Source organism: Brevibacillus fluminis, assembly GCF_003710825.1.
Taxonomy (GTDB): Bacteria; Bacillota; Bacilli; order Brevibacillales; family Brevibacillaceae; genus Brevibacillus_D; species Brevibacillus_D fluminis.
In genome coordinates this window covers 93,081-117,840 of the sequence record NZ_RHHQ01000019.1, presented here as the reverse complement: position 1 = coordinate 117,840, position 24,760 = coordinate 93,081, and the positions used below count along the sequence as shown (strand labels likewise).

The 24,760-nt window shown below is 51.4% G+C and carries 29 protein-coding genes; 4 read left to right on the top strand and 25 right to left on the bottom strand.

Features of this window, described 5'->3' with window-relative positions:
• Positions 1–5: 5 nt before the first annotated feature.
• The 12 genes from EDM56_RS23170 to EDM56_RS23115 all read right to left on the bottom strand — a co-directional run bounded on the left by EDM56_RS23170 (position 6) and on the right by EDM56_RS23115 (position 9,155).
• The gene (locus tag EDM56_RS23170; protein WP_122920301.1) at positions 6–797 is read right to left on the bottom strand and encodes a hypothetical protein; all 792 of its coding nucleotides are present in this window, start codon (positions 795–797) and stop codon (positions 6–8) included.
• 150 nt (positions 798–947) lie between these two features.
• Positions 948–1,229 (bottom strand): hypothetical protein, encoded by a 282-nt coding sequence (locus EDM56_RS23165; RefSeq protein ID WP_122920300.1) that lies wholly within the window; start codon positions 1,227–1,229, stop codon positions 948–950.
• Positions 1,230–1,343: 114 nt separating this feature from the next.
• Positions 1,344–1,964, bottom strand: a complete 621-nt coding sequence (locus EDM56_RS23160) for a DUF4046 domain-containing protein (protein WP_122920299.1) — start codon at positions 1,962–1,964, stop codon at positions 1,344–1,346.
• Positions 1,965–2,058: 94 nt separating this feature from the next.
• Positions 2,059–2,541, bottom strand: a complete 483-nt coding sequence (locus EDM56_RS23155; protein WP_122920298.1) for a hypothetical protein — start codon at positions 2,539–2,541, stop codon at positions 2,059–2,061.
• A 5-nt stretch (positions 2,542–2,546) separates the two neighbouring features.
• Entirely contained in the window at positions 2,547–2,951 is a 405-nt protein-coding gene (locus tag EDM56_RS23150; RefSeq protein WP_122920297.1) for a TadE/TadG family type IV pilus assembly protein, read from the bottom strand.
• Entirely contained in the window at positions 2,948–3,433 is a 486-nt protein-coding gene (locus tag EDM56_RS23145) for an A24 family peptidase (RefSeq protein ID WP_122920296.1), read from the bottom strand. The genes EDM56_RS23150 and EDM56_RS23145 overlap by 4 nt, the downstream gene beginning before the upstream one ends.
• Positions 3,433–3,609, bottom strand: coding sequence for a pilus assembly protein (locus EDM56_RS23140; RefSeq protein ID WP_122920295.1), 177 nt, complete (start codon positions 3,607–3,609; stop codon positions 3,433–3,435). The genes EDM56_RS23145 and EDM56_RS23140 overlap by 1 nt, the downstream gene beginning before the upstream one ends.
• 69 nt (positions 3,610–3,678) lie before the next feature.
• On the bottom strand, positions 3,679–4,587 hold the full coding sequence (locus EDM56_RS23135) for a type II secretion system F family protein (protein ID WP_122920294.1): 909 nt from the start codon (positions 4,585–4,587) through the stop codon (positions 3,679–3,681).
• Between the two features lie 4 nt (positions 4,588–4,591).
• Positions 4,592–5,503 carry a type II secretion system F family protein gene (locus EDM56_RS23130; protein WP_246009500.1) on the bottom strand — a complete coding sequence of 304 codons (912 nt, stop codon included), beginning with the start codon at positions 5,501–5,503 and terminating at the stop codon, positions 4,592–4,594.
• A 10-nt stretch (positions 5,504–5,513) separates the two neighbouring features.
• A complete protein-coding gene (locus tag EDM56_RS23125; RefSeq protein WP_122920293.1) occupies positions 5,514–7,004 on the bottom strand; it encodes a TadA family conjugal transfer-associated ATPase in 1,491 nt (496 codons plus the stop codon).
• 13 nt (positions 7,005–7,017) lie between these two features.
• Positions 7,018–8,421, bottom strand: a complete 1,404-nt coding sequence (locus EDM56_RS23120; protein WP_246009499.1) for a CpaE/TadZ family protein — start codon at positions 8,419–8,421, stop codon at positions 7,018–7,020.
• A complete protein-coding gene (locus tag EDM56_RS23115) occupies positions 8,418–9,155 on the bottom strand; it encodes an RcpC/CpaB family pilus assembly protein (protein WP_122920292.1) in 738 nt (245 codons plus the stop codon). Before EDM56_RS23115 ends, EDM56_RS23120 begins: the two co-directional genes overlap by 4 nt.
• 147 nt (positions 9,156–9,302) lie before the next feature.
• Between EDM56_RS23115 and EDM56_RS23110 the strand changes: the two genes are divergently transcribed.
• The 4 genes from EDM56_RS23110 (at position 9,303) to EDM56_RS23095 (ending at position 11,742) form a co-directional block, all read left to right on the top strand.
• Positions 9,303–9,968: a PspA/IM30 family protein gene (locus EDM56_RS23110; RefSeq protein WP_122920291.1), complete on the top strand. Its 666-nt coding sequence runs from the start codon at positions 9,303–9,305 to the stop codon at positions 9,966–9,968.
• A 73-nt stretch (positions 9,969–10,041) separates the two neighbouring features.
• Positions 10,042–10,428, top strand: a complete 387-nt coding sequence (locus EDM56_RS23105) for a DUF350 domain-containing protein (protein ID WP_425456355.1) — start codon at positions 10,042–10,044, stop codon at positions 10,426–10,428.
• Positions 10,429–10,449: 21 nt separating this feature from the next.
• On the top strand, positions 10,450–10,956 hold the full coding sequence (locus tag EDM56_RS23100) for a DUF4178 domain-containing protein (protein ID WP_122920289.1): 507 nt from the start codon (positions 10,450–10,452) through the stop codon (positions 10,954–10,956).
• A gap of 15 nt (positions 10,957–10,971) precedes the next feature.
• Positions 10,972–11,742, top strand: coding sequence for a DUF4247 domain-containing protein (locus tag EDM56_RS23095; RefSeq protein WP_122920288.1), 771 nt, complete (start codon positions 10,972–10,974; stop codon positions 11,740–11,742).
• Positions 11,743–11,857: 115 nt separating this feature from the next.
• On the opposite strand, the gene EDM56_RS23090 is transcribed toward EDM56_RS23095, so the two are convergent.
• The 13 genes from EDM56_RS23090 to EDM56_RS23030 form a co-directional block, all read right to left on the bottom strand.
• Complete coding sequence (locus tag EDM56_RS23090) at positions 11,858–12,775, bottom strand: DUF7916 family protein (protein ID WP_122920287.1); 918 nt, start codon at positions 12,773–12,775, stop codon at positions 11,858–11,860.
• A gap of 78 nt (positions 12,776–12,853) precedes the next feature.
• Complete coding sequence (gene nagE / locus EDM56_RS23085; protein WP_122920286.1) at positions 12,854–14,299, bottom strand: N-acetylglucosamine-specific PTS transporter subunit IIBC; 1,446 nt, start codon at positions 14,297–14,299, stop codon at positions 12,854–12,856.
• A 131-nt stretch (positions 14,300–14,430) separates the two neighbouring features.
• Positions 14,431–16,140, bottom strand: coding sequence for a phosphoenolpyruvate--protein phosphotransferase (gene ptsP / locus EDM56_RS23080; RefSeq protein ID WP_122920285.1), 1,710 nt, complete (start codon positions 16,138–16,140; stop codon positions 14,431–14,433).
• A 27-nt stretch (positions 16,141–16,167) separates the two neighbouring features.
• Complete coding sequence (locus EDM56_RS23075; protein ID WP_122920284.1) at positions 16,168–16,431, bottom strand: HPr family phosphocarrier protein; 264 nt, start codon at positions 16,429–16,431, stop codon at positions 16,168–16,170.
• Entirely contained in the window at positions 16,425–17,189 is a 765-nt protein-coding gene (nagB, locus tag EDM56_RS23070; protein WP_246009498.1) for a glucosamine-6-phosphate deaminase, read from the bottom strand. Before nagB ends, EDM56_RS23075 begins: the two co-directional genes overlap by 7 nt.
• Positions 17,186–18,355 carry an N-acetylglucosamine-6-phosphate deacetylase gene (gene nagA / locus EDM56_RS23065; protein WP_122920283.1) on the bottom strand — a complete coding sequence of 390 codons (1,170 nt, stop codon included), beginning with the start codon at positions 18,353–18,355 and terminating at the stop codon, positions 17,186–17,188. Before nagA ends, nagB begins: the two co-directional genes overlap by 4 nt.
• Before the next feature lie 13 nt (positions 18,356–18,368).
• Positions 18,369–18,866 carry a PTS sugar transporter subunit IIA gene (locus EDM56_RS23060; RefSeq protein ID WP_122920282.1) on the bottom strand — a complete coding sequence of 166 codons (498 nt, stop codon included), beginning with the start codon at positions 18,864–18,866 and terminating at the stop codon, positions 18,369–18,371.
• A gap of 197 nt (positions 18,867–19,063) precedes the next feature.
• Positions 19,064–19,915 (bottom strand): glucose PTS transporter transcription antiterminator GlcT, encoded by an 852-nt coding sequence (gene glcT / locus EDM56_RS23055; protein ID WP_122920281.1) that lies wholly within the window; start codon positions 19,913–19,915, stop codon positions 19,064–19,066.
• Positions 19,916–20,122: 207 nt separating this feature from the next.
• Complete coding sequence (locus EDM56_RS23050; RefSeq protein WP_122920280.1) at positions 20,123–20,887, bottom strand: type III pantothenate kinase; 765 nt, start codon at positions 20,885–20,887, stop codon at positions 20,123–20,125.
• Positions 20,888–20,900: 13 nt separating this feature from the next.
• Positions 20,901–21,749: a carboxylating nicotinate-nucleotide diphosphorylase gene (gene nadC / locus EDM56_RS23045; RefSeq protein ID WP_246009497.1), complete on the bottom strand. Its 849-nt coding sequence runs from the start codon at positions 21,747–21,749 to the stop codon at positions 20,901–20,903.
• The gene (gene nadB, locus EDM56_RS23040; RefSeq protein WP_122920278.1) at positions 21,746–23,353 is read right to left on the bottom strand and encodes an L-aspartate oxidase; all 1,608 of its coding nucleotides are present in this window, start codon (positions 23,351–23,353) and stop codon (positions 21,746–21,748) included. Before nadB ends, nadC begins: the two co-directional genes overlap by 4 nt.
• A gap of 126 nt (positions 23,354–23,479) precedes the next feature.
• Positions 23,480–23,896: a Fur family transcriptional regulator gene (locus tag EDM56_RS23035; protein WP_122920277.1), complete on the bottom strand. Its 417-nt coding sequence runs from the start codon at positions 23,894–23,896 to the stop codon at positions 23,480–23,482.
• Positions 23,897–23,917: 21 nt separating this feature from the next.
• Complete coding sequence (locus EDM56_RS23030; protein ID WP_122920276.1) at positions 23,918–24,757, bottom strand: metal ABC transporter permease; 840 nt, start codon at positions 24,755–24,757, stop codon at positions 23,918–23,920.
• Between the last annotated feature and the right edge of the window lie 3 nt (positions 24,758–24,760).

Below are 24,760 nucleotides of genomic sequence, written 5' to 3'. Positions count from 1 at the left end.
ACGTGTTAGACCACCTGAATAGAGTTGGGTTGTTTGGGCGAGGTAAATTTCTTATTTTGTGCCTCTTTTGCTTTGGCAAGCAGGTAGCTACGGAATTTCTCGATCATTCCTAGCATGTCTAAGCTTTTGCGGTAGTAATAGTAGATTTTGCGAATTCTCTCTTTTTCCTGAGGTGTGAGCTGAGGTTTGATCTCCTGTGCGTGTTTGATCAATAGCGATAACTCCCGATTTTGGGGCCTTCCTCTTCCTTTTCGTTTTGCCAGAAGTTCCTGTTGGTCTTCTTTGAAAGCTTCTGGATTTTCAATGGCCCAGACGTCAACCAGTGCCTCGATATCGTTGTATGTCCGAATGCCCATTTTCGAAACGTAATAAAAGTAGCTTCCTACGCTTCGTTTGGTGTCGTTCATCCATCTTTGCATAAAGCCTGTCGGTGCGGTGAAAAACTTTGTGAGGCTATTAATCAAGTGTTCCTTTGTAGTTGCCCCTTGTTTTAGCAGGACTTCTTTTACGATGGTGAACAACCGATCGTGGAACGTCCCCTCTTCGCAAAAAAGCTCGTACTGCCTTTGGTACCACCGATCGACAGCGAGGTCAAAATCGATCCGGCATTTTCCAAGCTGAATGCGATCCAAATGTTCATAAAACATGTCCAAATCGTACTGCTGAAGCACCTCTTGCTGATATTCGGTGAACACATACGAAATAAAACGGTCCTTGCACGTATCCTTGTCCAGCATCATCTCACTGTTTTCATGAAAACGTTGGACAAGCTCTAACGCATCATGTACCAACATCATTTCAAAAACCTCCCTTTTTATACAAAATTATACATTTAACGCCATTTTGCTATATGTCTTGTTGCCCCGTCAACAAAACATTCTATGTTAAGTAATAAATCTTTTTTTATCTGCCCTGCACGCAGTCGTGCAAGGCAGACAAGTTGGAGGCTACTCTACAACAAAAAAGTAGAGTTCTTCTCCTGTCGGCAAGAGAAAGGCTGCCCTTCCCCCGCGCATGATGACGGCTGGAACATCTTCCATCACTATGATTCCGTCATTGATAACCACACGTTTCCCGAACCGATGAACGCTCTCGATCCGAAATACGTCTCGGGGTAATCTCTCAACATTAAGATTGACCCCTGGCTTGTGCTTCTGATAGCGAACTGCCAGTCCCACAAGCGCCTCCATCTCTGTGTACTCCTCTTGGCGAGACTTTACTGTTGCCATTTGCAACGCCTCCCTTTCTCACCAGAAACATAACGGCCGTTTCATCTGCTTATAAGCTTATGAAACTAGCTTAACTGTAGAAAAAGACAGAGGGTCACTGCAAATATTTTTACATCAGAAATTTCCATTCCATAATTTCGGGTCATTTAGCTCCGGATACATTTCTGTCACCATGTCAAACGGTGAAAAATAAAGTGTATCCACCAGGATCTTCAGCTTGTATTTTCGTAGGAGCTGGTAAGCGTCCTCCGTACGGGTAAAGAGCGACGGGAGTTCATATACGCTTTTTATACCCAACAGTTCCTGCCACAAGTACTCGAAGCAAATCTTTGCCCGCTCTTCACCCTTTAGCGTCTGGAAATAATGCAGTGGAAAATGCCGGCGTTTCCCAGCAAGCACTTCCATATATACGACCAGTGCTTTTTGCTTTTCACCCGGTCGCGGAAGATATGGATACGCATATTCGACCAGATAGTACACATCGTCAGCCTTGGCCTCGATCGGCGGATCGATGAATTCCTTTACCAAATGCAGCTTTAAATCCATGACATCCTTAGGGCAAAGATTTTTTCTCGCTTCTTCCGGCGTCCACTTTTTCACCTGTTCGATCGCGTACCGCAGAACAAGCTGCACCTTTTGCTTCCGGTACAACATCTCCTCGAACTCGTAGGGAGAAAACCGTTTTTGTTCACCACTTAGTATTCTTTTATATCTCTCAATAATTTGCGAAGGCATCCAGCGTCACTCCTGTCCCTCAACTGATATGCCCATACCCTACCACGTCGATTTGGGACAAAAATAATCGCAAAATCCGAGAAAAAACGGAAATTTATCGGTTCAGCTCGGATTGTGACACTCTCCGCACTTTCATGATCGGCGTTTCCCAAAGCAATAGCGCTTCCTGCTCTACCGTAATCTCTAAATGGTAGATGCCCTGGTTGTAAAGGAAATGCTTCTCCCCTTTTTGGTGCGTAATGTCGACCCGATGGGCGGTCTTTTCCAATGCGTCCCGATTTAACTCAAACAGCTTTTCGGCTTCTTCCCTTGCCCCCCGGATGATACTTGCATTTTGCTCTCTTGCCTCTTGCGTTGTAGCAAACAGTCTGCTCTTTGTTTCACCTGTCTCGGGATTTGTCTTTGTCCATTTTCCTGCAGCTCTTGCACCCTTAGTGATCAGATCGGCTGTCTGCTGCGTTCGCATTCCTACCAATGCTCCTTGACCCAACAGCAGGACAAGGGATGAAAAGGCAAATAAGCAGATGAGAAAAAACAGGGAGATCAGCATCACCGTCCCATGTTCTTGTTTCAGCATGGCGCTCACTCCTCTGCATTCTCCACCATCATGAAATACGACTCGATAATCTGATACGGACGATTGGACGCCATCAGTGAAAAGGTCATTGATACTCTTGCCTCCAGATGTTCTCCTTTACGCCATCGCCTGTTCACGATCATCTCTACATCGCTCGAACTCAGGCCGATCGCCTGCTCTAGCTCATCGTCGGCACGCAGAGTTGCATAATACCTGGCAAGTCCGGCATTTGGCTGCAAAGATGCTGTACGCCCCGCTTCAAATGCTGCTGCCAGCGCTACCTGCTTGTTGTACATGATTGTGAACTGATCCATCGCGAAAATTAGCAATAGCCATATCAGTGGAAAAACAAGTACAAACTCTACCAATTGGCTACCCGTTTCCTCGCGCCACACTCTCCATCGCCTCATAGCCAAATTCCTGCTGCTTGTCGGATCCAAAATGCGCCACAGACATACACGGCAAAAGGAACCGTTAAAGCGGACTGCTGAATGTCGGGGAGCCACAGCCTGCGATGCGCTGCCAATCCCATCACAGCCAGATACAGATGCCTGCCTAAACGCCTGATTCGCTGCGGTCGACAGAGCACTACGACTATGCAAAGAAAAGCTGATAGTACAACCAGCCAATAAACGTCCGCAGTGCTTGTCCATGCCCCGACCGCCATCAGCAATTTTTGATCGCCCATCCCCATTGCCCGCATCGCTACCGGCACCACTGTAATGGCAAAACCGCTTGCGAGGCCGCCTGCCGCTGTCCACCATGTACCTTCTGCCATCTGGTATGCCAAGCCAGCCAACATGACAGGAAGCAGAAACCAATTTGGCAGCTTCCGCCACTTCCAATCAAAAAAGGCGGCGATCGCCAAAAAGACACCCAGATAAACGCCCATCACTTTCTCAGCTTGCTTTCCATCTCTTCCAACCGCTCATTCTCAGCCGACCCAAGGTTTTGCAAGGTTGGCAGGACAACGATCAAAATAACGGCAACGATAATCACCATCTCAACAATCGTTACCGCATCCTCCTCCCTCATAAACCGCTGTACATACCCAATAACTGCGTTCATGTTCAACCCTCCTTTGGCTATATCCTGAATTTGCCAAAAGACAGTGGGGTCGTGCAAAAATATTTCTTGCTACAGCTTTTCTCCAATCCCCATGAATGCAGGCCCCATCACCAAAAACATCAAGGGAATTCCCATAAACACGATGAGAAAAGGCAATAATCTCACCTGAAGCCGATTGATCCCGGCCTCAGCCTCGCTCTCCTGCTGCCTCAGTTGCTCCTCCACTTGATCCGCAAGCAGCTTGGAAATGCTGATTCCTTTCGTCAGCGCTTCATTGATCTCCAGCGCAATCGCCACAAATCCGTCGACCTCCCAGCGGTATGCAGTCTCCTCGAGCGCTTTGCGCCAGTTTCCGTATTGCCTTTCCTCTACATCCATCCAGGCAAGCTCGCGACCGAGACGAGATGGATCGCGCCGCGCCGTAGCCTTCACCGCCGAATGGATCGGCATGCCTGCCTCGACCAGTGCTTGGACAATGCTAAAAAAAACCGGAATCTGCTGCTGGATCTCCTGTTTGGCTTTTTTGTCTGCCCATTCAAGGTATTGTGTGGGCAAAAGAAAAGCGACCAACGCCGCAATGAGCGGCAATAATTGGTCGTAGGAAATGTTTTGTCCCATTTGAAAAGCAAAATACAAATAAATGAGCGCGGCCAACACCAGTAAAGCACCGCACAGCTTGGCCAGCACAATCTCCTCAAGTGTCGTCTTCCACCGCAATCGCACCAGACTAGCCGAGACCTGCTGCTTGTCCACCCCTACATATCGGATAAGCCTCTCCATTACATGTGGATTACGTGTCAGCAGAGAAAGACCAGGCAGGTTCCGCCTGTTTTTTGCAAAGCTGTCTGTAAACCGCGCGTTCTGTTCAATTTCAATGCGGTTGTGCAACCCAGACTGCTGCACGCCGCTTGACCGAAATGCGCCGGGTAAATACACCAGCAGCACAGCAACTCCCAACCCAATTACTGCGATCAGCATTAGTTCACCCTCCTCGGTAAGCTTGTTTCAAAGCGATGAATCGAATCAATTCGCCGCCCAACAATATCATGAGAAACGCGCCCAAAATCAAAAATCGTCCGCTCATGGTTGCCAGCAGCGGATCAAAATGGTGAGGATTATTAAGAAACAACGTTGCTACAAACACAAAAGGCATGGCTGAAAGCAGGTTAACCTGCGCGAGGATTTGAGACATCGCCGCCCGTTGCTTACGAAGCAACTGTTTTCTGCGCAAAATGGCACCGGCCGCTTGATCCAACGTTTTTGCCATATCTCCGCCAAGCTCTCGCTGAACTTGCACGATTGTTGAAAGATAGGAGATATCCGCCGAACCTGTCCTGGCATAGAAATCGGCCATTGCCTTGTCCAAGGGCACCTGACCGCGCAGCAGCTCAACCACGCGCAGATACTCTCTCGCCACACGCTTTTCCACGAATGCGTGATGGGCAACCTGCTCGAAAGCCATCAAATAAGAAGGCGACGTACGGAGCGAGCTCGCCATAATTCGAACTGCCCTCAAGTTTCCGGCTTCAAACCGCTCCTTGTGCTTTGCGCTCTTATATCCGATCACCCTCTCGCTGAAAATGATCCCGGCAAAAAGGGCCGGGATCGGCATCCACCATGATTGCAAAACCATTCCGCACAACAAATAAAAAGCCATTCCAGAAAAAGCCCCAATCAGCGCATACTGCCCCAACGTCACATTCGACTGGGACTGGCGTAGCCGTCTCGCCAATTTTTCACGCACTGAAAGTCGCCCCTGCTGCACTTGCACCATCACAGCATGGTCCCTCTGTGAATCAATCAACCTTGCCCATAGAGAGCTAGGCAGACAAATGAGACAAATTGCCACCGCCAACAATCCCACACATATGATCGGCAACGCTTCAGCAATCATCGGTATCCCCCTAGGCGCGGATCGGCGTAGTGAAAAAGACTTTGTCCATCTCCTCTGCGCGCAGCCCTTTCGCGATCCAGCTTCGAATCAGCCGTTCCGGTTTATATCCAGTCCATCGATAGTGACCCACTACCCGACCGTTCACAACATCTGTCGGCTCATACACGTAAATATCCTGAAGGTAGACCCGCTCTGGCACCACATGCTTTACGTTGCACGTTCGCCGTATGCGCTCCTCATGCGAATCACCCGTTCCTACCACCTCTGTGATCGCTACCACTTTACGGCTTCCGTCTTCCTCAAATCGTTTTACTTGCACGATCAGCTGCAAGGCTGAGCCGATCATGAGATTGCGCTCAAAGCTACTGTATTTTTCATCCGATTTCGCAAAAAGAATGGGCAATGTCGAATCGACCAGAGCCCGTGGGGAATTGGCATGAGCGGTGCTCCAGCTGCCTGGATGATCGGTATTCATGGCCCAAAACAAATCGACAATCTCCCCTCCCCGCGACTCTCCGACGATGATGACATCTGGTCTTTTCCGCAAAGACAACCGCACGCAATCTCGGATCGAATAGCCTCCTTTCCCCTCGTGGTTGGGCGGCTTTGCCAAAAAACGGCGGACATACGGATGTTGCAGCTTTAGCTCCAGCACATCCTCGATCGTAATCACGCTCAAATGATCGGGAATGAACGCGGAGATCAGGTTCAGCAGATGAGTTTTTCCGGAACCCGTCCCCCCGCTAACAATGCCGGAAGCCCGGCCCAATCCAACCGCCCATTTCAAAAATTGCAGCATCGGCGGACAAATGGATCCGTATCTAACATAATCCGACTCAGTCAGTAGATCGCGGTGTTTACGTATGGTCAGCATATGACCGTCTGGCGAAATGACACGATGGGAGGCGGCGATTCGCGAGCCGTCCGGAAGCTGGGTATGCAGCTCTGCTTTCGTTTCATTAAACTCGCGACCCATCGATGAGGCGATTTGCTCGATCAGTCGCAACAGCTCCTCTTCATCTCGAAAAACTTTCCCTGAAATTGCTTCCAGCCTGCCCAAGCTTTTGCGTTCTACAACAAGCTGATCGTAGCGGTGAAACATGATTTCGGTGATGTCATCATCGGCCAAAAGCGGGTCCAACGGCCCCCAGCCGACCAGCTCGTGAAGCAGCTTACGCGCGAGTTGTTCCAGCTGATAACCCACTATCGGCGCTTTCATTTCCAGCAGCAAGCGGATATCCTTTCCCAACTCATCCAGGAACTCTATGCTCTCTTTTTCTTCCCATAGCCTTGTCCCGTATTTTTCAACAATCTGCACCTTCACTGCAGATTCGATATCCTTCGATACGATCGCCTCTACCTCATGCGCACTCCCGCCAAAAGCTGATTCGCCGATCATCGCCGGGACGCGCCCACTTTGCCTTCCCGTTTGTCGCAGATCGTACAGCATGGATGGTGTTTGCTGCGTAAGCCCTAACAATCGATTCCGGTAAAATGACATGGAAACCTCCCCTTTATCTGCGCAGCCAACTCCACATGGAAGAACGCGCTTTTTCCTTCGGCTTAGCCGTTTTTTTTGCCGCTGTTTCATCCTCCATCGTAACGATTGATTTGGCCAGCTTCTCGATTGCATCCCTGGCCGCCGACCGTTGCTGACCCAGCATAATCGGCATCCCTGCATTGATCGACCGCTTCACTTCATCGTCATCTGGAATGGAAAAGATCGTTTTCCCCGGATGCAGCTGAAAATACGCGCGAATCTCCTCGAGCGTGAACATTTCCTTGCGTTGGAGTCGATTGATGCATACTTGAATGCGTTCCTCGGGGTATTCCGCTTCGCGTAAAAGCTTGAGCAGGCGCTGGATGTTTTCGATCGCATCCACGACGGGCGTCCCCACCAGAACCACCCGTTGAGAAAAAAACAGTGCTTGAATCGTTGCATCCGATGTATCCGGAGCCGTATCGATCAGAATGACATCGTAATCGCTCTGTTTCAGCGTTTCGAGCATCACATACAAATGGTAATCCTTGATCTCAAAGCTTTGCCTGATCTCTCGCGGTGAAGTCAGGATGTGGAGGCCCGACTGCTCGTGCACCACAATGAATGGCTCGACCTCATCGGCACCCAAGCGAAGGGAGGTGGCATAATCCTGCCATTCCTGCGGGCCTGCTGTCTCGCTGTCGATTCCTTCCCGCTGCATCATGGCCACAATCTGTTGATCGATCGCTTGCGCCCATGTGAACAAATTGGGCGTCCGCGGCAAATTCAGCGAAGTCGCAAATGTCCCCAAATCCAGGTTGAAGTCGACCGCCAGCACTTTCAGTGGACGCCCATTTTGCGGTACCTGCCGGAAATACACAGCCAATTCCCGAGACAGAAACGTCTTGCCCACACCCCCTTTTGGCCCATACACCGTGATCAAATGCTTTGGCTTTTCCTTTTTTGCTAGATAGGCAGGTGTCGCAACCGGGGATTCAGCGACTGCAAATGCAGACGGTGAAGATTGCATCGGTACGAGGGGCGCACCCGTCCCCATACCGGATTGCATATAGGAAGAAGGCGACGGTTGCATGGAAAGCAGCTCTACTTGTTCCGGCTGAACCGGTTTGGCCAACACCCAGATCTGCAAATTGCGCAAGAACGGCTCCCAATGCAGTTCTTTTGCAGAACATGTTGCAATGACCGTCACTTGCGGGCACACGAATCGGATCTGCTGGCACAGAACCCCGATCTCCGCTTGGCGCAAGCTACCGACCAGAATCAGGTCCGGTTGTTCCGTTTGCAGCACCTTCCACACGTCTTCGATTTGATGCGCCTCGCCGATCACCGATAAAAATTGACTGGCGATCATTCGCTGCTTCAATTCCGTGAGGGCAAGCACATCTTCATCGATCAGCACCAAACGTTTTTTTATCATTTTGCTATGTCTCCCCCTTCACTCCACCGCTTCTTCGTCCGCATCAACGCCGCTGCAAATACCTCATCTCCAATTCCGGCCCCTTTTTTGTCCAATGCCGATGCCCTCCCCAGATGAATTTTCCCGTAATGCAGCGCATGTGTAAGCAGAACCGCTTCCTGAACTTTCAGCGCGATTGTCACGCCGCTGAGCTGCGGTTCCGCCGTCTCGAACTCCCGCTGCAGCGCGATGATCGGCATCTCACGCAGCAATAGCCCGCTGTGCGCCCCCTCCTCATCCTCGAACGAGGCGTACAGGTGGACCTTGTCACCAACCATCAGCTGCGGCGAGATGCCAACGATGTTATCGACCGGGATGCTCATCCCTGTCATCCCTTCCCCAAGCGCTGCACTGCCATCTCCGCTTATCGCAAAATCGCTCTCCATGAGCGGCGTCTCCCCACTCAGTCGGCGAACGACAGGCATCGCCAAAAAAGCCGATGCTTTCGAATACGGAAGCAGCCCCGCAATTGGCGCCGTCTCGCCGGGGAACAGCCGATTGAGAGGCAAGGAAACAGCCTCGATATCTTTTGCCTGCAAAAAAGCGCCGCTCTCCACCACCACTCCTGCTTTCAGCTTGGCGTACACAAACAGCTGTGGCTTCACGTATACATACGCCCCATAAGCGACAACAAGAGCCAGAATCATGACGCCGACCAGCCGGATCGGATGAATGGCCGGCATGCGAAAGCTCATACGCATCCCCCTCCCCTTTCGTGTCTTTTCGCTAGTTTATCTCCATCTTTTGGGACAAAAAAATTCTTTGCATTTCCGAAACCATTTTTTAGCCCCCACGTATTACAATGATAAAAGCAGGTAACCACCACAAGGAGGGTGCTCGATATGTCTATCTTTAAACGTTTGCGTGATCTAACCATGTCCAATCTGTATTCCCTGATCGAAAAAGCAGAAGATCCGGTGAAATTGACGGATCAGTATTTGCGCGACATGCAGGATGACCTGGAAGAAGCGGAAAAAGCGGTAGCAGCACAAATCGCACTGGAGAAAAAATTCAAGCAGCTGTACGAAGAGCAGGAAGCATTGGTTGCGAAGCGTGAAGAGCAGGCTCACATCGCCGCACAAGCGCAAAACATCGATCTGGCTCGCCGCGCTCTGGAAGAGAAGAAGACCGCTGCCAGCAAAGCTGCCGAGTACAAAGCAAGCTACGAACAGAACAAATTGGCTGCTGACAACCTGAGAGAAAAACTGGAGGAAATGCGCAAGCAAATCTCCGAGCTGAAAAACAAACGCGAAACACTTGCTGCTCGTGTAAATGCAGCGAAAGCGCAAAAGAAAATCAACCAAACCATGTCGGGCTTCAGCAACGATTCGGCTATGGCCGGTCTCAAGCGTATGGAAGAAAAGGCGCTTCAGCTCGAAGCCGAGGCAGAAGCAAGCGGCGAAGTTTACAAAAAGGAAAAATCGCTGGATGACGAAATCGCATCGCTCAGCAAAGACAAGCAAGTGGAAGATGAACTTGCAGCCTTGATGAAAAAATACGAGGGGTAAACCGCTGCGGCGGTTCCCCTTTTCTTTTCAAAGAAAGGAGTGAATGCGATTGTTGGGTATTGATTTGTTGAGAATGCTCGTATGGACTGCATGCGGAGCAGTGCTTCTTTTTATTCTCATGTGGATTGATTCTTTTTTTACCAAGTACAAAGATTTGGATGAAATCAAGCGAGGAAATACCGCAGTAACAACCCGTTTTGTCATGAAATTATACGCGCAAGGTTATATCTTGGCGCAATCATTAGCCGTCTCCAGCGATTTGTGGACCGCATTGTTCGTATCCGTCGCTTCCTTCATCATCTTGTTTATCTTGGAGAAGCTGGTGACGCTCTTATTGAAAAACATCGCGGGACTTGATCTGGATGAAGGCACGCAAAACGGGAAGGTGGCGCATGCCCTTGTTGCCGGCTCGCTGCATATCACCGGTGCCTTGGTAATCACATCGAGCTTGAGCTTGTAGGTAGAGACAGGAGGCCATGCAATGAGCTTGTTTGAACGAGTGAAAAATATATTTAAAACACCCGAGCCCCCGAAGCCAGAGAAAAGCATCCTGACCGTTGGCGTGGGCGACGTGGTCGAGGTCTCCCTCGTCACGTACCAGGTGATCGGGAATGTCCGCAATTTTCAGCGCAAAGCGGTCGTGCTGACCTTGCAGGACGGCAATACCATCCGTTATCTGAATATCGAGGACCGGGAGCGTACGATTTATCACTTGTATTCGCCCATCGATGGCCGCCTGGATTCGCCTGACGAAGTGCCGACAACCATCGAAATGGATGATGTCATGTACCACCTTGAGGAGCAGTTCTCAGGCAATGTAACGACTGTCGGAAAAGCCCCATTCTCTGCCGCAGGCGAGCAGTACGTCTGGCAATTCCAGTCGGATAATCGCAAGCTGTTGCGGATTGAATGGCAAGATGGTCGGTTTATGCTGTATGAAGGAGAGTTCGTGCTCCCTGCCGACGTGCAAGTGTTGCGCGGAACTTAGGGGGGGATTTCGTTTATGTGGAAACGGCTGTTAAAAGGGATGAAAGCGGCGCTGGTTGTCTCGCTGGCGGTAACTGTTCTGGCAGGCTGCGGCGGACAATCGGTCAGCTCCACGTACCCGCTTGAATCCGTCGTCGATAAGGGCGGCGAAACCTCCCGCGTCTATCGCGCCGAGAACAAAACCGTCCCCGTGGTCGCCAAAGAACTGGCGGATCAGAAAACACCGAAGGAAATCTCCAAAGAAGACAATGATCACATGTTCCTGGTCTATTCGGATGAATGGTACCACCTGCAAAAAGACCCCAAGAAACCAGAAGACACGCTCATTGAAGTCGACAACCAAAAGTTTGTTCAGCAAAATTACAGTTCGTCCTTTTTGCAAGGATACATCACCGCCACGGTGATCAACGGGTTGTTCGATCTGGCGAAAAGCTACGCCGGCAATTATCGCGGCTATGGCAGCAGAGACACGTACAAACCAACGGTCGTATACCATACGCCAACGAAGCAGGAGAAAAAAGCGGCACCGCCAATCACGACATCGGGCAGCGGCTCAATCATCAAGCGCAGCTCCTCTGCGGATACCTCGTCCAAATCGAGCAGCGGCAGTCTTTTTAAAAAGAGCGACTCGTCATCTAGCAGCGGAAAGATCATCCGCAATTCGTCGGATAGTTCCTATTCCAGCTCCTCCTCAAGCAAATCAGGCTCCTCGATTTTTTCGCGGCCAAAGAGCAATTCACCCCCGAAAACATCGAAAGGCTTTGGCAGCTTGAAGAGGCGAAGATAGCGCAAAACAACCAAAAACCTCTTCAAGCAACTGCTGCCTGAAGAGGTTTTTTTGTGGTGCAACCGCGGCTTAAGCCAAAAGCTTGGCGAAGCCGGGCTTTCTAATATGCGTGACATCATCGATTAACCGATGCGGCCATTCTTATGTAGGTGTGGCGTTTGCCGCGCAAAACGATCGAGTATTGCATGATGTTTTCCGGCAAGGCGATGCCGCTTATGCCAGCATCACCGATGTGGTACAGATCGGCTCCTGCCATTTTACTGAACAAAGCGATTTGCCGCACCGTCGCTTCATCAGCGCCTTCCTGGCTGGTGCCGATGGCAAGCAGGCTGAGCGCGCCGGCTTTGCGTACGAGATTCACCAGCTTTTTGCAGCTTTCTACGGTAATTCCCGGAATGGTTCCAGGCGCCGGCAGCAAGATGACATCCGCGCCCGCTTCAACAAAATTCTGAATCTCCTTCTCGCTTACAATCTCCTCGCCCGCTTCGCCTTCCACGCCTGCGCCGTGCATTTTCCCAGCAATGATCAGCATGTCTTCTCCCATGATCTCGCGCGCTTTGGCGATGGCTTGCGTAATTTGGCTATTCGTCACGCCTGTTTTCGGATTTCCGGTCAGGCAGACAAAATCAAAGCCCAGTTCCTTCGCCTTTTGAAACGTCTCTTCTGTAGCAAGCCTGCCGACCGGCAGTTCGATCAGTTGTTCCACCTGCGACGCGTTCGGGTCAACCGGCTCCAGATTGAGCCCGATCGGACGCCCCGTATATCGCTTCAGCTGACCGATGATGTCGCCGTCCTCTGTAGGTCCGAGTCCGGTAATCTGCGGGTGAAACACATCGAAAAAGTTGAGCAAAAGCAGATCAGCACCGAACGCTGCGGCCATTTCTGCATTTGTCACATCGGGATACAACGCCATTCCTTCACAAATAATTTCGGCGATCAACGTCCTGCCTTCCGCTGCCTTGATCGATTGCTTCAATTCGTTTCCCATCATTTGGCGAAAATCCGACGCGCGGCAATCCAGCAACCTTTTCATTACATTTACTCCCCTTTTTTATAAAAATTGGAATCAAGGAGCCGTGATGTGCCACGGCCCCTTGTTGGTATGGAGGCTTTAAAGCTTTTTGATCTCGTCTTTCAGTTGCTCGGACTGTGTACCGAAAACGACTTGGACACTGCCTTGGCCTAAGCGCATGACACCTGCTGCCCCCAGTGCTTTTAGCCCCTTGTCATTAACCAGCTTCTCGTCTTTGACAACCAGGCGAAGGCGCGTGATGCACGCATCCACATCGACGATATTGGCTTTGCCGCCGATATTGGAAAGCACGTTGACCGCTTTGTCACGCATAGTGGACGAACCGCCGCCGCTCACTGCCGCTACTTCCACATCATCATCTTCGCGACCTGGCGTTTTCAGGTTGAGCTTAACGATCAAGATACGGAACAGGAAGTAGTACACAACCGCGAACGCAAGGCCGACCGGGATCATCATCCACGGATTGGTTGCCAATGGGAAGTTTACCGCATAGTCAATGAGACCAGCCGAGAAACCAAAGCCTAGCTTGATGCCCATCGAGGTTGTAATAAAGCCAGCCAAACCGGTCAAAATCGCATGGACCACATACAGCATTGGAGCCAGGAACATGAAGGCGAATTCGATCGGCTCAGTTATCCCTGTGAGGAAGGATGCCAGTGCCGTACCCATGAAGATGGCGGAAATCGCTGCGCGTTTTTCTGGTTTTGCGGTATGAATGATAGCGAGCGCTGCACCAGGCAAAGCAAACATCATAATCGGGAAGAAGCCTGTCATGAACATACCTGCCGTCTTGTCACCGGCGAAGAACCGAGTCAGGTCACCGTGAACCACTTTACCCGCTGCATCTGTGTAATCGCCGATCTGGAACCAAGCGATGGTATTGAGCACATGGTGCAAACCAAATGGGATCAGCAAGCGGTTAAAGAACATGAACAAACCAGAACCGACGGCACCCAAGCTGACGATCCAGTTACCGAATGTATCGAGCGCTTCTTGGATTGGTCCCCAAACCAGACCAACCAGCAAAGAGATGATAACCATGCTAAGCGAAGTCACGATCGGGACAAAGCGTTTTCCACTGAAAAAGCCTAGCCAATCCGGCAGCTTGATATCATGGTATTTCTTATAGAAGTATGCAGCCATCCCACCTGCGAGAATACCGCCAAGCACACCCATATTCAGTTTCAACTCATCCGGAATAAAGCCAAACGCGGCAGGTACTTTCGCCTGCACAGAGGTCAGTACTTGATAAGCAATAACCGCCGCCAACGCAGCAACTGCATCTCCGGCAAATCCAATCGCGACACCGACAGCAAAAATTAAAGGTAAATTATCAAAGATTGCACTTCCGCCTGCCGCCAAAAAAGGTGCCACGTATTGATTCAAAAAGCCGCCAAACGAATCACCGAAGTGAAACTCCTTGACGTAGTCAATCGCACCGAAACGCAAAAGCAAGGATGCGGCCGGTAGCGTTGCGACTGGTAGCATCAACGCTTTACCAATCTTTTGCAAAAAAGCCAGCATAGTGAGACCTCCCTTATCATGAATGTGATCTATCAGAAGTCCACCTTGAGCCCATGGAGCATGATGCCCAAGGTGAACGTTTCTGAACCAAGTGAAACCGCTTACGTCTCTGTTGAAAGAGACTAGCCTTTTTACAGGCTAGCGAGATACGTTTTTACTTCATCCGGAGTACTGAGCGCAAGCGCGTTTTTTGCGACTTCTTGTGCACTCTCGTAGCTCATGCGGCGAATCTGTTCTTTTACGCGAGGCAAGGAATTGGCATTGCAGCTGAATTCATCCAGCCCCATTCCTAAAAGCAGCGGTGCCGCCAGCGGGTCTGCTGCCATCTCCCCGCACATGCCGGTCCAGATGCCGTTACGATGGGATGCATCGATGACCTGTTGGATCAGACGGAGCACTGCTGGGTGGAAATAGCTGTAGAGATCGCTCAACCGCTCGTTCATCCGATCCACCGCCAATGTGTATTGCACCAGATCGTTCGTGCCAATGCTGAAAAAGTCGACTTCCGCCGCCAACGCATCGGCAATCAGGCATGCCGCAGGGATTTCGATCATGATACCGAGTGGAATCGCTTCGTCAAATGCGATTCCTTCCTGACGCAGCTCCTGCTTTACTTCTTCTACGAGCCCTTTGGCACGGCGGATCTGCTCCACATGGGAGATCATCGGAAACATGATCAAGGCTTTCCCAAACGCACTGGCACGCAGAATTGCGCGCAGCTGTTCCTTGAACAGGTCAATGCGGTCGAGCGAAATGCGGATCGCTCGCCAACCGAGGAACGGGTTCTCTTCCTTCGGCATATCGAGATAAGGCAGATGCTTATCGCCGCCGACATCAAGCGTTCGGATGATGACCGGCTTCCCCGCCATCCCGCTTATCGCATCGCGATAGGCAGCAAACTGCTCCTCTTCTGTCGGCAACTGTTCACGATCCATGAACAAAAACTCGGAGCGGAATAACCCGACACCCTCCGCGCCTTTAGCGAGAACGGCTTCCGTCTCCTCCGGTCGGCCGATATTGGCGACCAACTCGATCCGTCTGCCGTCGGTCGTTTGGGCTGGCAGATCGCGCAGCTTTTCCAACTGCTCCATTTCCGCTCGCTCTCTTTCCGCCTGCTTCTGGTAGCGAGCAAGCGTTTCTTCATCAGGATTGATGTGGATGCTGCCCGACGTCCCGTCCACGATCACTAGGTCTCCGTTAGCGGTCTGCGTCAAAAGCTCTGGTCCGGCGCCCATTACGGCAGGTATGCCGAGTGACCGTGCCAAAATGGCGGCGTGGGAGGTCGCTCCGCCTTTTGCCGCCACAATCGCGCGTACCAGCTGGCGAGGAAGCGAGATGGTATCAGAAGGCGTCACGTCTTCGGCTACGAGCACAAACGGCTCCGTATAAGCTTCTTGCGCGTCTCCTTCAGGGTTATTGATGTTTTTGATCATCCGTTTGCCTACATCGCGCACATCTGCGGCACGCTCGCGCATGTAAGAATCATCGAGGCTCTCAAAGATCGCCGCAAAATGCTCCATGACCTGCTGAACCGCTTGCACGGCATACAGCTGCTGCTCCTGAATCTGGGTTTTCATCTCTCCTGCAAAAGCGGGGTCCTGCAAAAACGCGAGGTGCGCATCCAAAATGGCCGCTTCCGCTGCGCCAATCTCTTGAGACACTTGCTCATGCAGCCGATTCAGTTCCGCTGTCGACCGCTCGATGCTATCGTGCAGCTTTTTCAGCTCCTGCTCGACATTGGCTGGCTGGCTATCGACATGGACGGCCTGCGTTTCCTTTGCAGACAAGCAAACCGCACGCGCGATGCCCACTCCGAATGAAACGGGTATTCCTTTTACCATGAGAGAGATTCACCTGCCTTCAAGCGTTTACACTTCAAAATTGTTTGCAAAGAGGTTTTGCAGTTCAGCGGATGCAACCTGTTCGTCCACGCCTTCAATTTGAATCGCCAAGGTTTCGCCTTTTTTAGCGCCGAGCGTCATTATGTTCAAGATGCTTTTGGCATCGGCGATTTTGGTGTCCTTCACTATTTTCACCGAGGACGAAAATTTGTTAGCCGTGTTTACCAGAAGGGAAGCGGGGCGGGCATGCAAACCGCCCTCCGCGTTGACTGTTACTTGAATGTTTACCATACACTTACGCCTCCCGTTTGAAATTCTTTATTGAGCAGGGATGCCGCCTCCCGATCGACCACCAGCGTTACGTCCGGGTGAAGCTGCAGAACCGTGGCCGGAATCTGCGGATCGACCTTTCCGCTGAAAATTTGCTGAACGGCTTCCGCTTTGTTGCGGTCGCTCGCTAAGAGCAGGATCGAGCGCGCATCCATGATGCTTTTGATACCCATTGTGATCGCGCTGCGCGGTACTTCATCCTCACTGCCGAAAAAGCGCGCATTCGATTCAATCGTCTTTTGCGCTAGCTCGACGATGTGTGTATACAAAGTGAAATGCTGATCTGGTTCGTTGAATCCGATGTGTCCATTCACGCCGATTCCGAGAATTTGCAGATCGACGCCGCCAGCTGCTTTCATGGCATCTTCATACGACTGGCAAGCTTGCCCGGCATCGGAGAAAATGCCTGGCGGGAACGATATTTTTTCAGGGCGCACATTGATATGAGAGAATAATTGCTCCTGCATGAAATGGTAATAGCTTTGCGGATGCTCGCGGGTCAGCCCGACATACTCATCCAGGTTGAACGTACTCATTTGGCCGAAATCGACTTCCTTGCGATTGTAGCTTTGGATCAGCTCTTTATACATGCCGATCGGTGTACTTCCAGTTGCAAAACCAATCACCGATTCCGGCTTTTTCTGCAATTTTGCGCTCAGCAATTGTGATGCTTTATAGCTCAGTTCCTGATAATCTTCCGTTACGATCACGCGAATCATTCTGATTCTCCCTCCTGATAAACCATTCGTCCTTTTACTACGGTTGCGCGCACGCTGTAATCCGGTGCCAATACGACCAGATCCGCATCCTTGCCTACCTCCAGGCTGCCTTTTCGCTCACTTACGCCCAGCTTCACTGCCGGTGCTGTAGCGGCCATATAGACAGCGTCCGGGACGGACAGCCGCAAAGTCTCGACCATATGGCCGATGGCCCGATTGAGCGTCAATGTGCTTCCTGCCAACGTTCCGTCTGTTAGGCGGGCAATGCATTTGCGCACATGTACGGTTTGACCACCCAGATCATAGGTTCCGTCCGGCATGCCAACCGCACGCATTCCGTCGCTTATCAGAAGTAGTCGTTCTCGCCCTTTCATCCGATAGACAAGCTCTACGGCGTTCGGGTGAACGTGAATAAAATCAGCGATGATGTCGCATGTCATACGATCATGTACCAGCGTCGCTCCGACGACGCCAGGTTCACGGTGATGCAGGCCGCGCATGCCATTAAACATATGAGTCGCATGGGATGCTCCCCGTTCTACGGCCTCGTTCACCTGCTCGATTGTCGCATCGGAATGCCCGATGGAGCAGATGACGCCCTGCTCGGTCAGCTTTTGAATCGCTGCCATGGCTTCCGGCATTTCCGGTGCGATGGTCACGACGCACAATTTCTCGCCGATCAGCCGCAAAATCGCGTCCACCCGCTCTTCGGTTGGATGAACGATATTTTCCTCCGCTTGGGCGCCTTTCATCTTCGGGTTGATCCACGGTCCCTCCAGATGAACGCCCAGCACCTCAGCTGCCAATTCGGGACTGCCCACTGTCTCGACTACCGCGTTCAACGCTCTCTCTATCTCTGCGAACGGGGCTGTCATCGTCGTGGCCAAAAAACCAGTTATGCCATAGCTGCTAAGGCTTTTACTGATCGCGACCAGCGCTTCCTTGGTTCCATCCATGACATCATGACCAGCGTTGCCGTGTACATGGATGTCAATCAGGCCCGGAATGATCCACTGACCGCTGTAATCTCGAATCTCTTCGTCTCCAGAATAGGCATAGCCGCCCTCTTCGCCCGCATACAGGATACGCTCCCCTTGCGTCACGACGATTCCATTCTCAACGACTCGTGTGGTCTCCACAACACTCCCACGATATACGGTGCGCATCGCAAACTCCTCTCTACTTCAAAACAAGTTCCATGATCTTGTCAGAGCCTGCTGTCACGCTGTTCCCCACCATAAATTGTTTTTGTTCAACTTTATCCAGATTGGTGATCAATACCGGTGTAACCGTTTTGTAGCCGGCTTGCTCCAACGCCTGTAGGTCGAACTCGATCAAAACGTCTCCCGCCTTCACTTCATCCCCCGCTTTCACATGCGGTGTAAAGCCTTGACCGTTCAGCTTGACGGTATCCAAGCCAATGTGGATCAGCAGTTCCAGCCCTTCTTCACTTTGCAAAACCAGCGCATGCGCTGTGTGAAAAATATGCCCTACTTTTCCATTCACGGGAGAGACCAGTTTTCCCTGCGTAGGTTCGATTGCAATTCCGTCACCAGCAATTTTTTGCGAGAAAACCGGGTCAGGAACCGATTCCAAAGGAACTGCTCTACCAGTCAACGGTGCGATCAGCACCGCTTCTTTTTCTTGCTTCTTCTTAGAAAACCATTTCGTAAACATAGTTGCCCTCCTATTCTCCAAACCGTTATCTTTACTATATCCGAATCGGCAATTCAAAAACTTTTTCGAGCCTGGCTTTTAGGTCCGTCTGCCATCCATTGAACAAAAAAAGCATGAGGCAAGATCAGCCGAAAAGCAAACAATGCTTTCCTTGCGCCAATCTTGGCTCATGCCTAGTCGAACTAGTAACACGCCATTTATTTATCCGGTTGTAAACGAAACAGGTGCATCGCAATGTAGCCGATCTCATCTTCAGGAACGACGACATCCATTCGCTCGGAGATGAGCTCTGCCAGCTTCACCGCCAGCTCATAGCTGTCCGGCAGTGTGATTTTGATCCGGTCCAAGAGCGGGTTTTTGATCGATTTGTTCTGGCGGATCCGCTCGACAGCAAAGCGCAGATGCGTAATCAGCCTGACATAGTCGATGCTGTCGCGCTCAATGGTGGTCGAGATTGATTCCTCAATCATTTTGACCATTTCACTGATGATATTGGTGAACTGAACCGCTTTCGCCACGGGAATGTGGCTCACAGCGGAGTGGATATGCAAGGCGAGAAAACCGACCTCACTCTCCGGTATATGGATCGGGAAGTTATTCGTGATCATGTCGGCCGCTTTTTGTGCAAGCGCGAACTCTTTCGGATATAGCGTCTGTATCTCGAACAAAAACGGGTTGACGATCTCTAGGTTATTGCGCAACCGCTGGATTGCAAAATGAATGTGGTCAGGCAACGCCACATGGACGTGCTCGTTTACCACCGGCCCAATCTCTCTACTAATCAATGCGATGATCTCTTCCGATATGCCAATCACCGCTTGGTCCACCTGATTCATCAGCGAGCGATATTGCTTGATGTGCTTCTCATCTTCGAGCCGGAACTTTTTTTCAATATCGGCGTGATCCCCGGATATGGTGTTGCCAATCTTTTTGCCAAATCCGATACCTTTGCCAAGCAAAATGATTTCAACGTTGGACGGAGGCTCGTGGACAAGCACAACGTTGTTATTGAATATGCGTTGAATCACATATTGTGCTTCTGCAGCCACCCTTCGTCACCAACTCTCTACCAAATAAATAAAAGCCAAAAAAGTATCTTTTCCACATAAAGAATGAAAGATCCTTTTCGGCTCATGCCTGGCAAACCAGTAACACGCCTCAAAAATGTAAGCGGTTTATTTAATTGACTTTATTCTATTCAAGTTTACGGGGATTGTCAAGAACCCCAAATGCTGTTCGACAGCTGGAAAATGACGCTATGTGTTGCGGCGGTAAATCAAGCAAAGCCCTTTGAGCGTCAAATTCGGATCAACTACATCGATGCAGGTCGCCTCGTTTGCAACCAGTGGGGCGAGCCCCCCAGTCGCGACCACTTTCGGCGTCGTTCCTACCTCTTCCATCATTCGGCGTACGATCCCTTCGACCTGGCCGACGAATCCATAAAAAATGCCCGATTGCATGGAAGCGATCGTATTGCGTCCGATCACCGAGGCCGGCTTGGCGATCTCGATGCGCGGCAGCTTGGACGCCCGGCTTACCAGTGCCTCTGTCGAGATACCGATACCCGGCGCAATCGCGCCTCCCCAATATTGGCCCTGCTTGTCGATATAGCAAAAGGTAGTCGCCGTTCCGAAATCGACGACGATCACAGGCGAACCGTACTCGTGCATGGCCGCGACAGCATTGACGATACGGTCGGTTCCGACTTCACGCGGATATTCCGCTTTAATATTCAGCCCGGTTTTGATCCCCGGACCAATCACCAGTGGCTTTTTGCAAAAATATTTGGTGCACATTCTGTCGATGACATGATTGAGCGGCGGTACGACGGAAGAGTAGATGACACCTTCAATCATCGAAAAAGCGAGACCGACGCTATCGAACAGGCTGCGCACAAGCATCCCGTACTCGTCTTCTGTTTTATTGCGGTCAGCGGAGACGCGCCAGTAATGCGCTAACGCGTCCCCTTCATACAGACCAAATACGATATTGGTATTGCCAATGTCGATCACCAAAAGCATGGCAGTTCCCCTTCTAACGCTTCCGCTGATTAAGATCAAGGCTAATGTCCAAGGCGCGAACTGAGTGCGTCAGGGCGCCGACCGAAATCACATCCACACCTGTCTCCGCAATCGCACGCACTGTCTCAAGCGTCACGCCGCCGGAAGCCTCTACAATTGCGCGGCCATTAATCAGTGACACGGCCTCACGCATCATCTCCGTCGACATGTTGTCGAGCATGATGATATCGGCTCCAACAGCCAGCGCTTCTTTCACCTGTTCGATCGTTTCGCTCTCCACCTCGATTTTCATCGTATGCGGAATGTTTGCTCGGGCCGCTTCTACCGCCTTCGTGATACTCCCCGCGCCTTTGATATGATTGTCCTTGATCATGACTGCATCATACAGCGCATAGCGGTGATTGTGCCCCCCGCCGATGCGAACCGCATATTTTTCGACCAGACGCAGACCCGGAGTTGTTTTGCGCGTATCGACAACGCGTGCCTTCGTTCCGTCCAGCACATCGACGAACTCGCGCGTACGAGTGGCGATTCCGGAGAGGCGCTGCAGTAAATTCAGCGCCAAGCGCTCGCCGCTCAAAATCGATTGCACTGAACCTGAGACTTCCACAATCGCCTGTCCTTTTTCGACGCGTTCGCCTTCTTTCACCAATGCCTTGAACGTCAGCCCCGCATCCACCGTTTCAAAAACAAGCTCCGCCACCGGCAAACCAGCGATGATTCCTGCCTCTTTTGCATACAGAATGCCTTTGCCTTGCTCATCTTCCGGAATCGTGCACTCCGAAGTGATATCGCCCGAGCCGATATCCTCCATCAGCCAATCTTCAATTTTTGCTCGCAGCTCCCGTTTGCTCCACATCACTCATTGCTCTCCTCTCGTACTCCATGCTCTAAGGACAATACAATATGCTTGCGCCAAATCAAGTCGTCTTTGCTCGGATAATCGATCCGATAGTGGCCGCCACGGCTTTCCTCCCGCATGAGCGCCGCTTTCGTCGTCAATCCAGCGGCGGTCAACAGGTTGAGGCTTTCAAACGCTTGGGTCGACCGATGCTCATAGCCAAAGAGGCGATCCATCCGCTCGATCTCTTTCAGTGCCTTTTCCAAACCATCCTCGCTGCGCTTTACACCCACATTGCGCAGCATCAGCTTTTGCAGCTTGAGGCGCTGTGCCACCATGTCAGGCGGATTTTGCTTGCGATCGATGGAATAAGACAGCTCCGGTATATCCGCCAGCGGCTGCAACTGCTTGATACGCTGAACGATCCGGTGACCGAACACGACCGCCTCAGACAGCGAGTTGCTTGCCAGGCGATTCGCTCCGTGCACGCCCGTGCAGGATGCCTCTCCACATGCAAACAGACGCTTAGTGGACGTTTCTCCATGCAAATCCGTACGTACCCCGCCCATGATGTAGTGGCACGCCGGTGCGACTGGAATCCAGTCTGTCACCATGTCGAGTCCATACTGGAGGCAAAACTTGTAGATCGTCGGGAATCGGTGCTTGATCAGCGTCTCCGATTCATGCGTAATATCCAGGTACACAAAGGATGAATTGGTCCGCTCCATCTCTGATACGATCGCCCGGGCCACGATATCGCGGGGCGCCAGTTCTTTTTGCGGATGGTAGTTCGGCATGAAACGCTCGCCGTCGATATTGCGCAAAATCGCACCCTCTCCGCGTACCGCCTCGGAAATCAGAAAGCGGGGCGCACCGGGATAGTAAAGTGCAGTCGGATGGAATTGAATGAATTCGACGTCCTTGATGTCAGCGCCCGCCCGGTATGCAATCGCGACCCCGTCGGCCGTTGCGATATCCGGGTTGGTCGTATAACGGTACAGCTGTCCCGCTCCGCCCGTGGCCAGCACGGTCGCCGAGCATTGCACGAACAGTAGCTCGCCATCCGGCTGCATCACAAGTGCCCCGACGCATTCCCCTTGATCCGTGATGACATCGATGACAAAGTGATCTTCCATCACTTTGATGCGGGCATTGTTTTTCACCTTGGCGGAGAGGGCGCGGACTATCTCTGCGCCTGTCGCATCCCCTTGTGCGTGCAAAATGCGCCGCTGACTATGCGCCCCCTCCTGTGTCAGCTCATAGCGGCCCTTTTCGTCCTTGTCGAACCTCGTGCCGTAGGCAATCAGCTCCTGCAAACGCTCCGGCCCTTCGTGAACCAGCACGTCGACGGCGTCATACGAGCAAAGTCCGGCTCCGGCAATCAGCGTATCTTGGCGGTGCAACGCAGGTGAGTCGGTCTTCGCAGTGACCGCTGCAATCCCGCCCTGCGCCCAACGTGTGTTGCTGTCGTCCAGCCCTCTTTTGCTGATCAGCACGACATCCGCAAACTCGCTTGCCTGCAAAGCCGTGTACAACCCGGCGATCCCGGCGCCGATGACGGCCACATCGGTCTTCAGCCGCGGCAAAGCCTTCAGGTCAAAATCTATCACGTAACGGGGAACCATCTTGTTTACCTTCTCTCTTCGTTTTCAACGTCAGGTAGTTCTATCTCGTCTCATTATAACAAATGGCCCCAAAAAGGAAAAAGCTCCCGAACACGCAAAACAGGCTGCATGTAAGGTAGCTTTTCATCATTGACTGCACTCTTTGCAAGTGCCATATACTTCAAACTTGTGTCCCGTCACCATAAAATCAGACGGAATCGTCGCCATCAAATTCATGGGGCAGCCCGGCAATGACGATGTTTTGCCGCATTCCGTGCAAATGACGTGATGGTGGTGATGACCGTTGTTGCTGCAAGCCAAGCGGAACTTACCCTCGCCATCCAGCTCGGTCTCCTCCAATATCCCCAGATCGACAAACGTGGATATATTCCGATATACGGTATCAAAACTAAGATTCGGATAATGCTCTTTAATTCTCTCTAAAATATCTTTAGCGGACAAATACCGCTTTTCGTCAGAGCAGATGCGAATGATTTCTTCGCGTTTTCCCGTATATTTATATCCCCGTTCCTTCAAAATCTGCAAAGCTTCTTCGACTGTCATGACGAAAGCCTCCTTGCTGATTTACCTGCGCAATACCCGCAGCTTTTTTACACCCAAGACGATCAGCAATATACCGACCGATACTAAAACAATTGTACCGCCTGAAGCCCAATCGAGCAAATAGGCAAAATAGAGACCGACCAGAACCGATGCTTCCGCAAACAGAATCGCGTAAATAATCGCCTGGCGAAAGCTTCCGGCAATTTGCAGGCTGGCCGCAACAGGCAGCGTGATCAGCGCCGAGATCAAGAGAACCCCTACGATGCGCATGGACGCCGCGATCGTGAGCGCCACCAAAACCATAAACCATAGATTGATCGTTTTCCGCGCAACACCGGAGACGCGGGCGAACTCCTCGTCAAAGGAGACCGCAAACAGTTCTTTGTAAATCAGCAGCACGGTTCCCAAGACGACCACCGCCACGCCGATCAGCGCAAACAGATCCTCTATGGTCACCGTCACGATTTTCCCGAATAAGTATGCATATAAGTCCGTATTGAAGCCTTTTGCAATGCTGACCAAAACCGTAAACAGCCCTAAGCCGGTCGATAGGATGATGGGAATCGCCAAATCCTGATACGACTTGTAGAGCTTGCGCAACCGTTCAATAAACAGTGAGCCGATGACGGAAAAAATCATCCCGAAAAACAGCGGGTTCACCGCTTGGAACAACGGGAACTTCTTCGCCAACAGCATGCCTGCCGCGACACCCGACAGCGTCACGTGAGACAGGCCGTCAGCCATCATGGACAAGCGCCGAACGATGAGAAAAGTACCGAGAATCGGGCAAATCAGACCGATCAGGATACCGGAAAACAGCGTATACCGCAAAAAATCATAGTTCCACCAATCAGCTAGCATGGG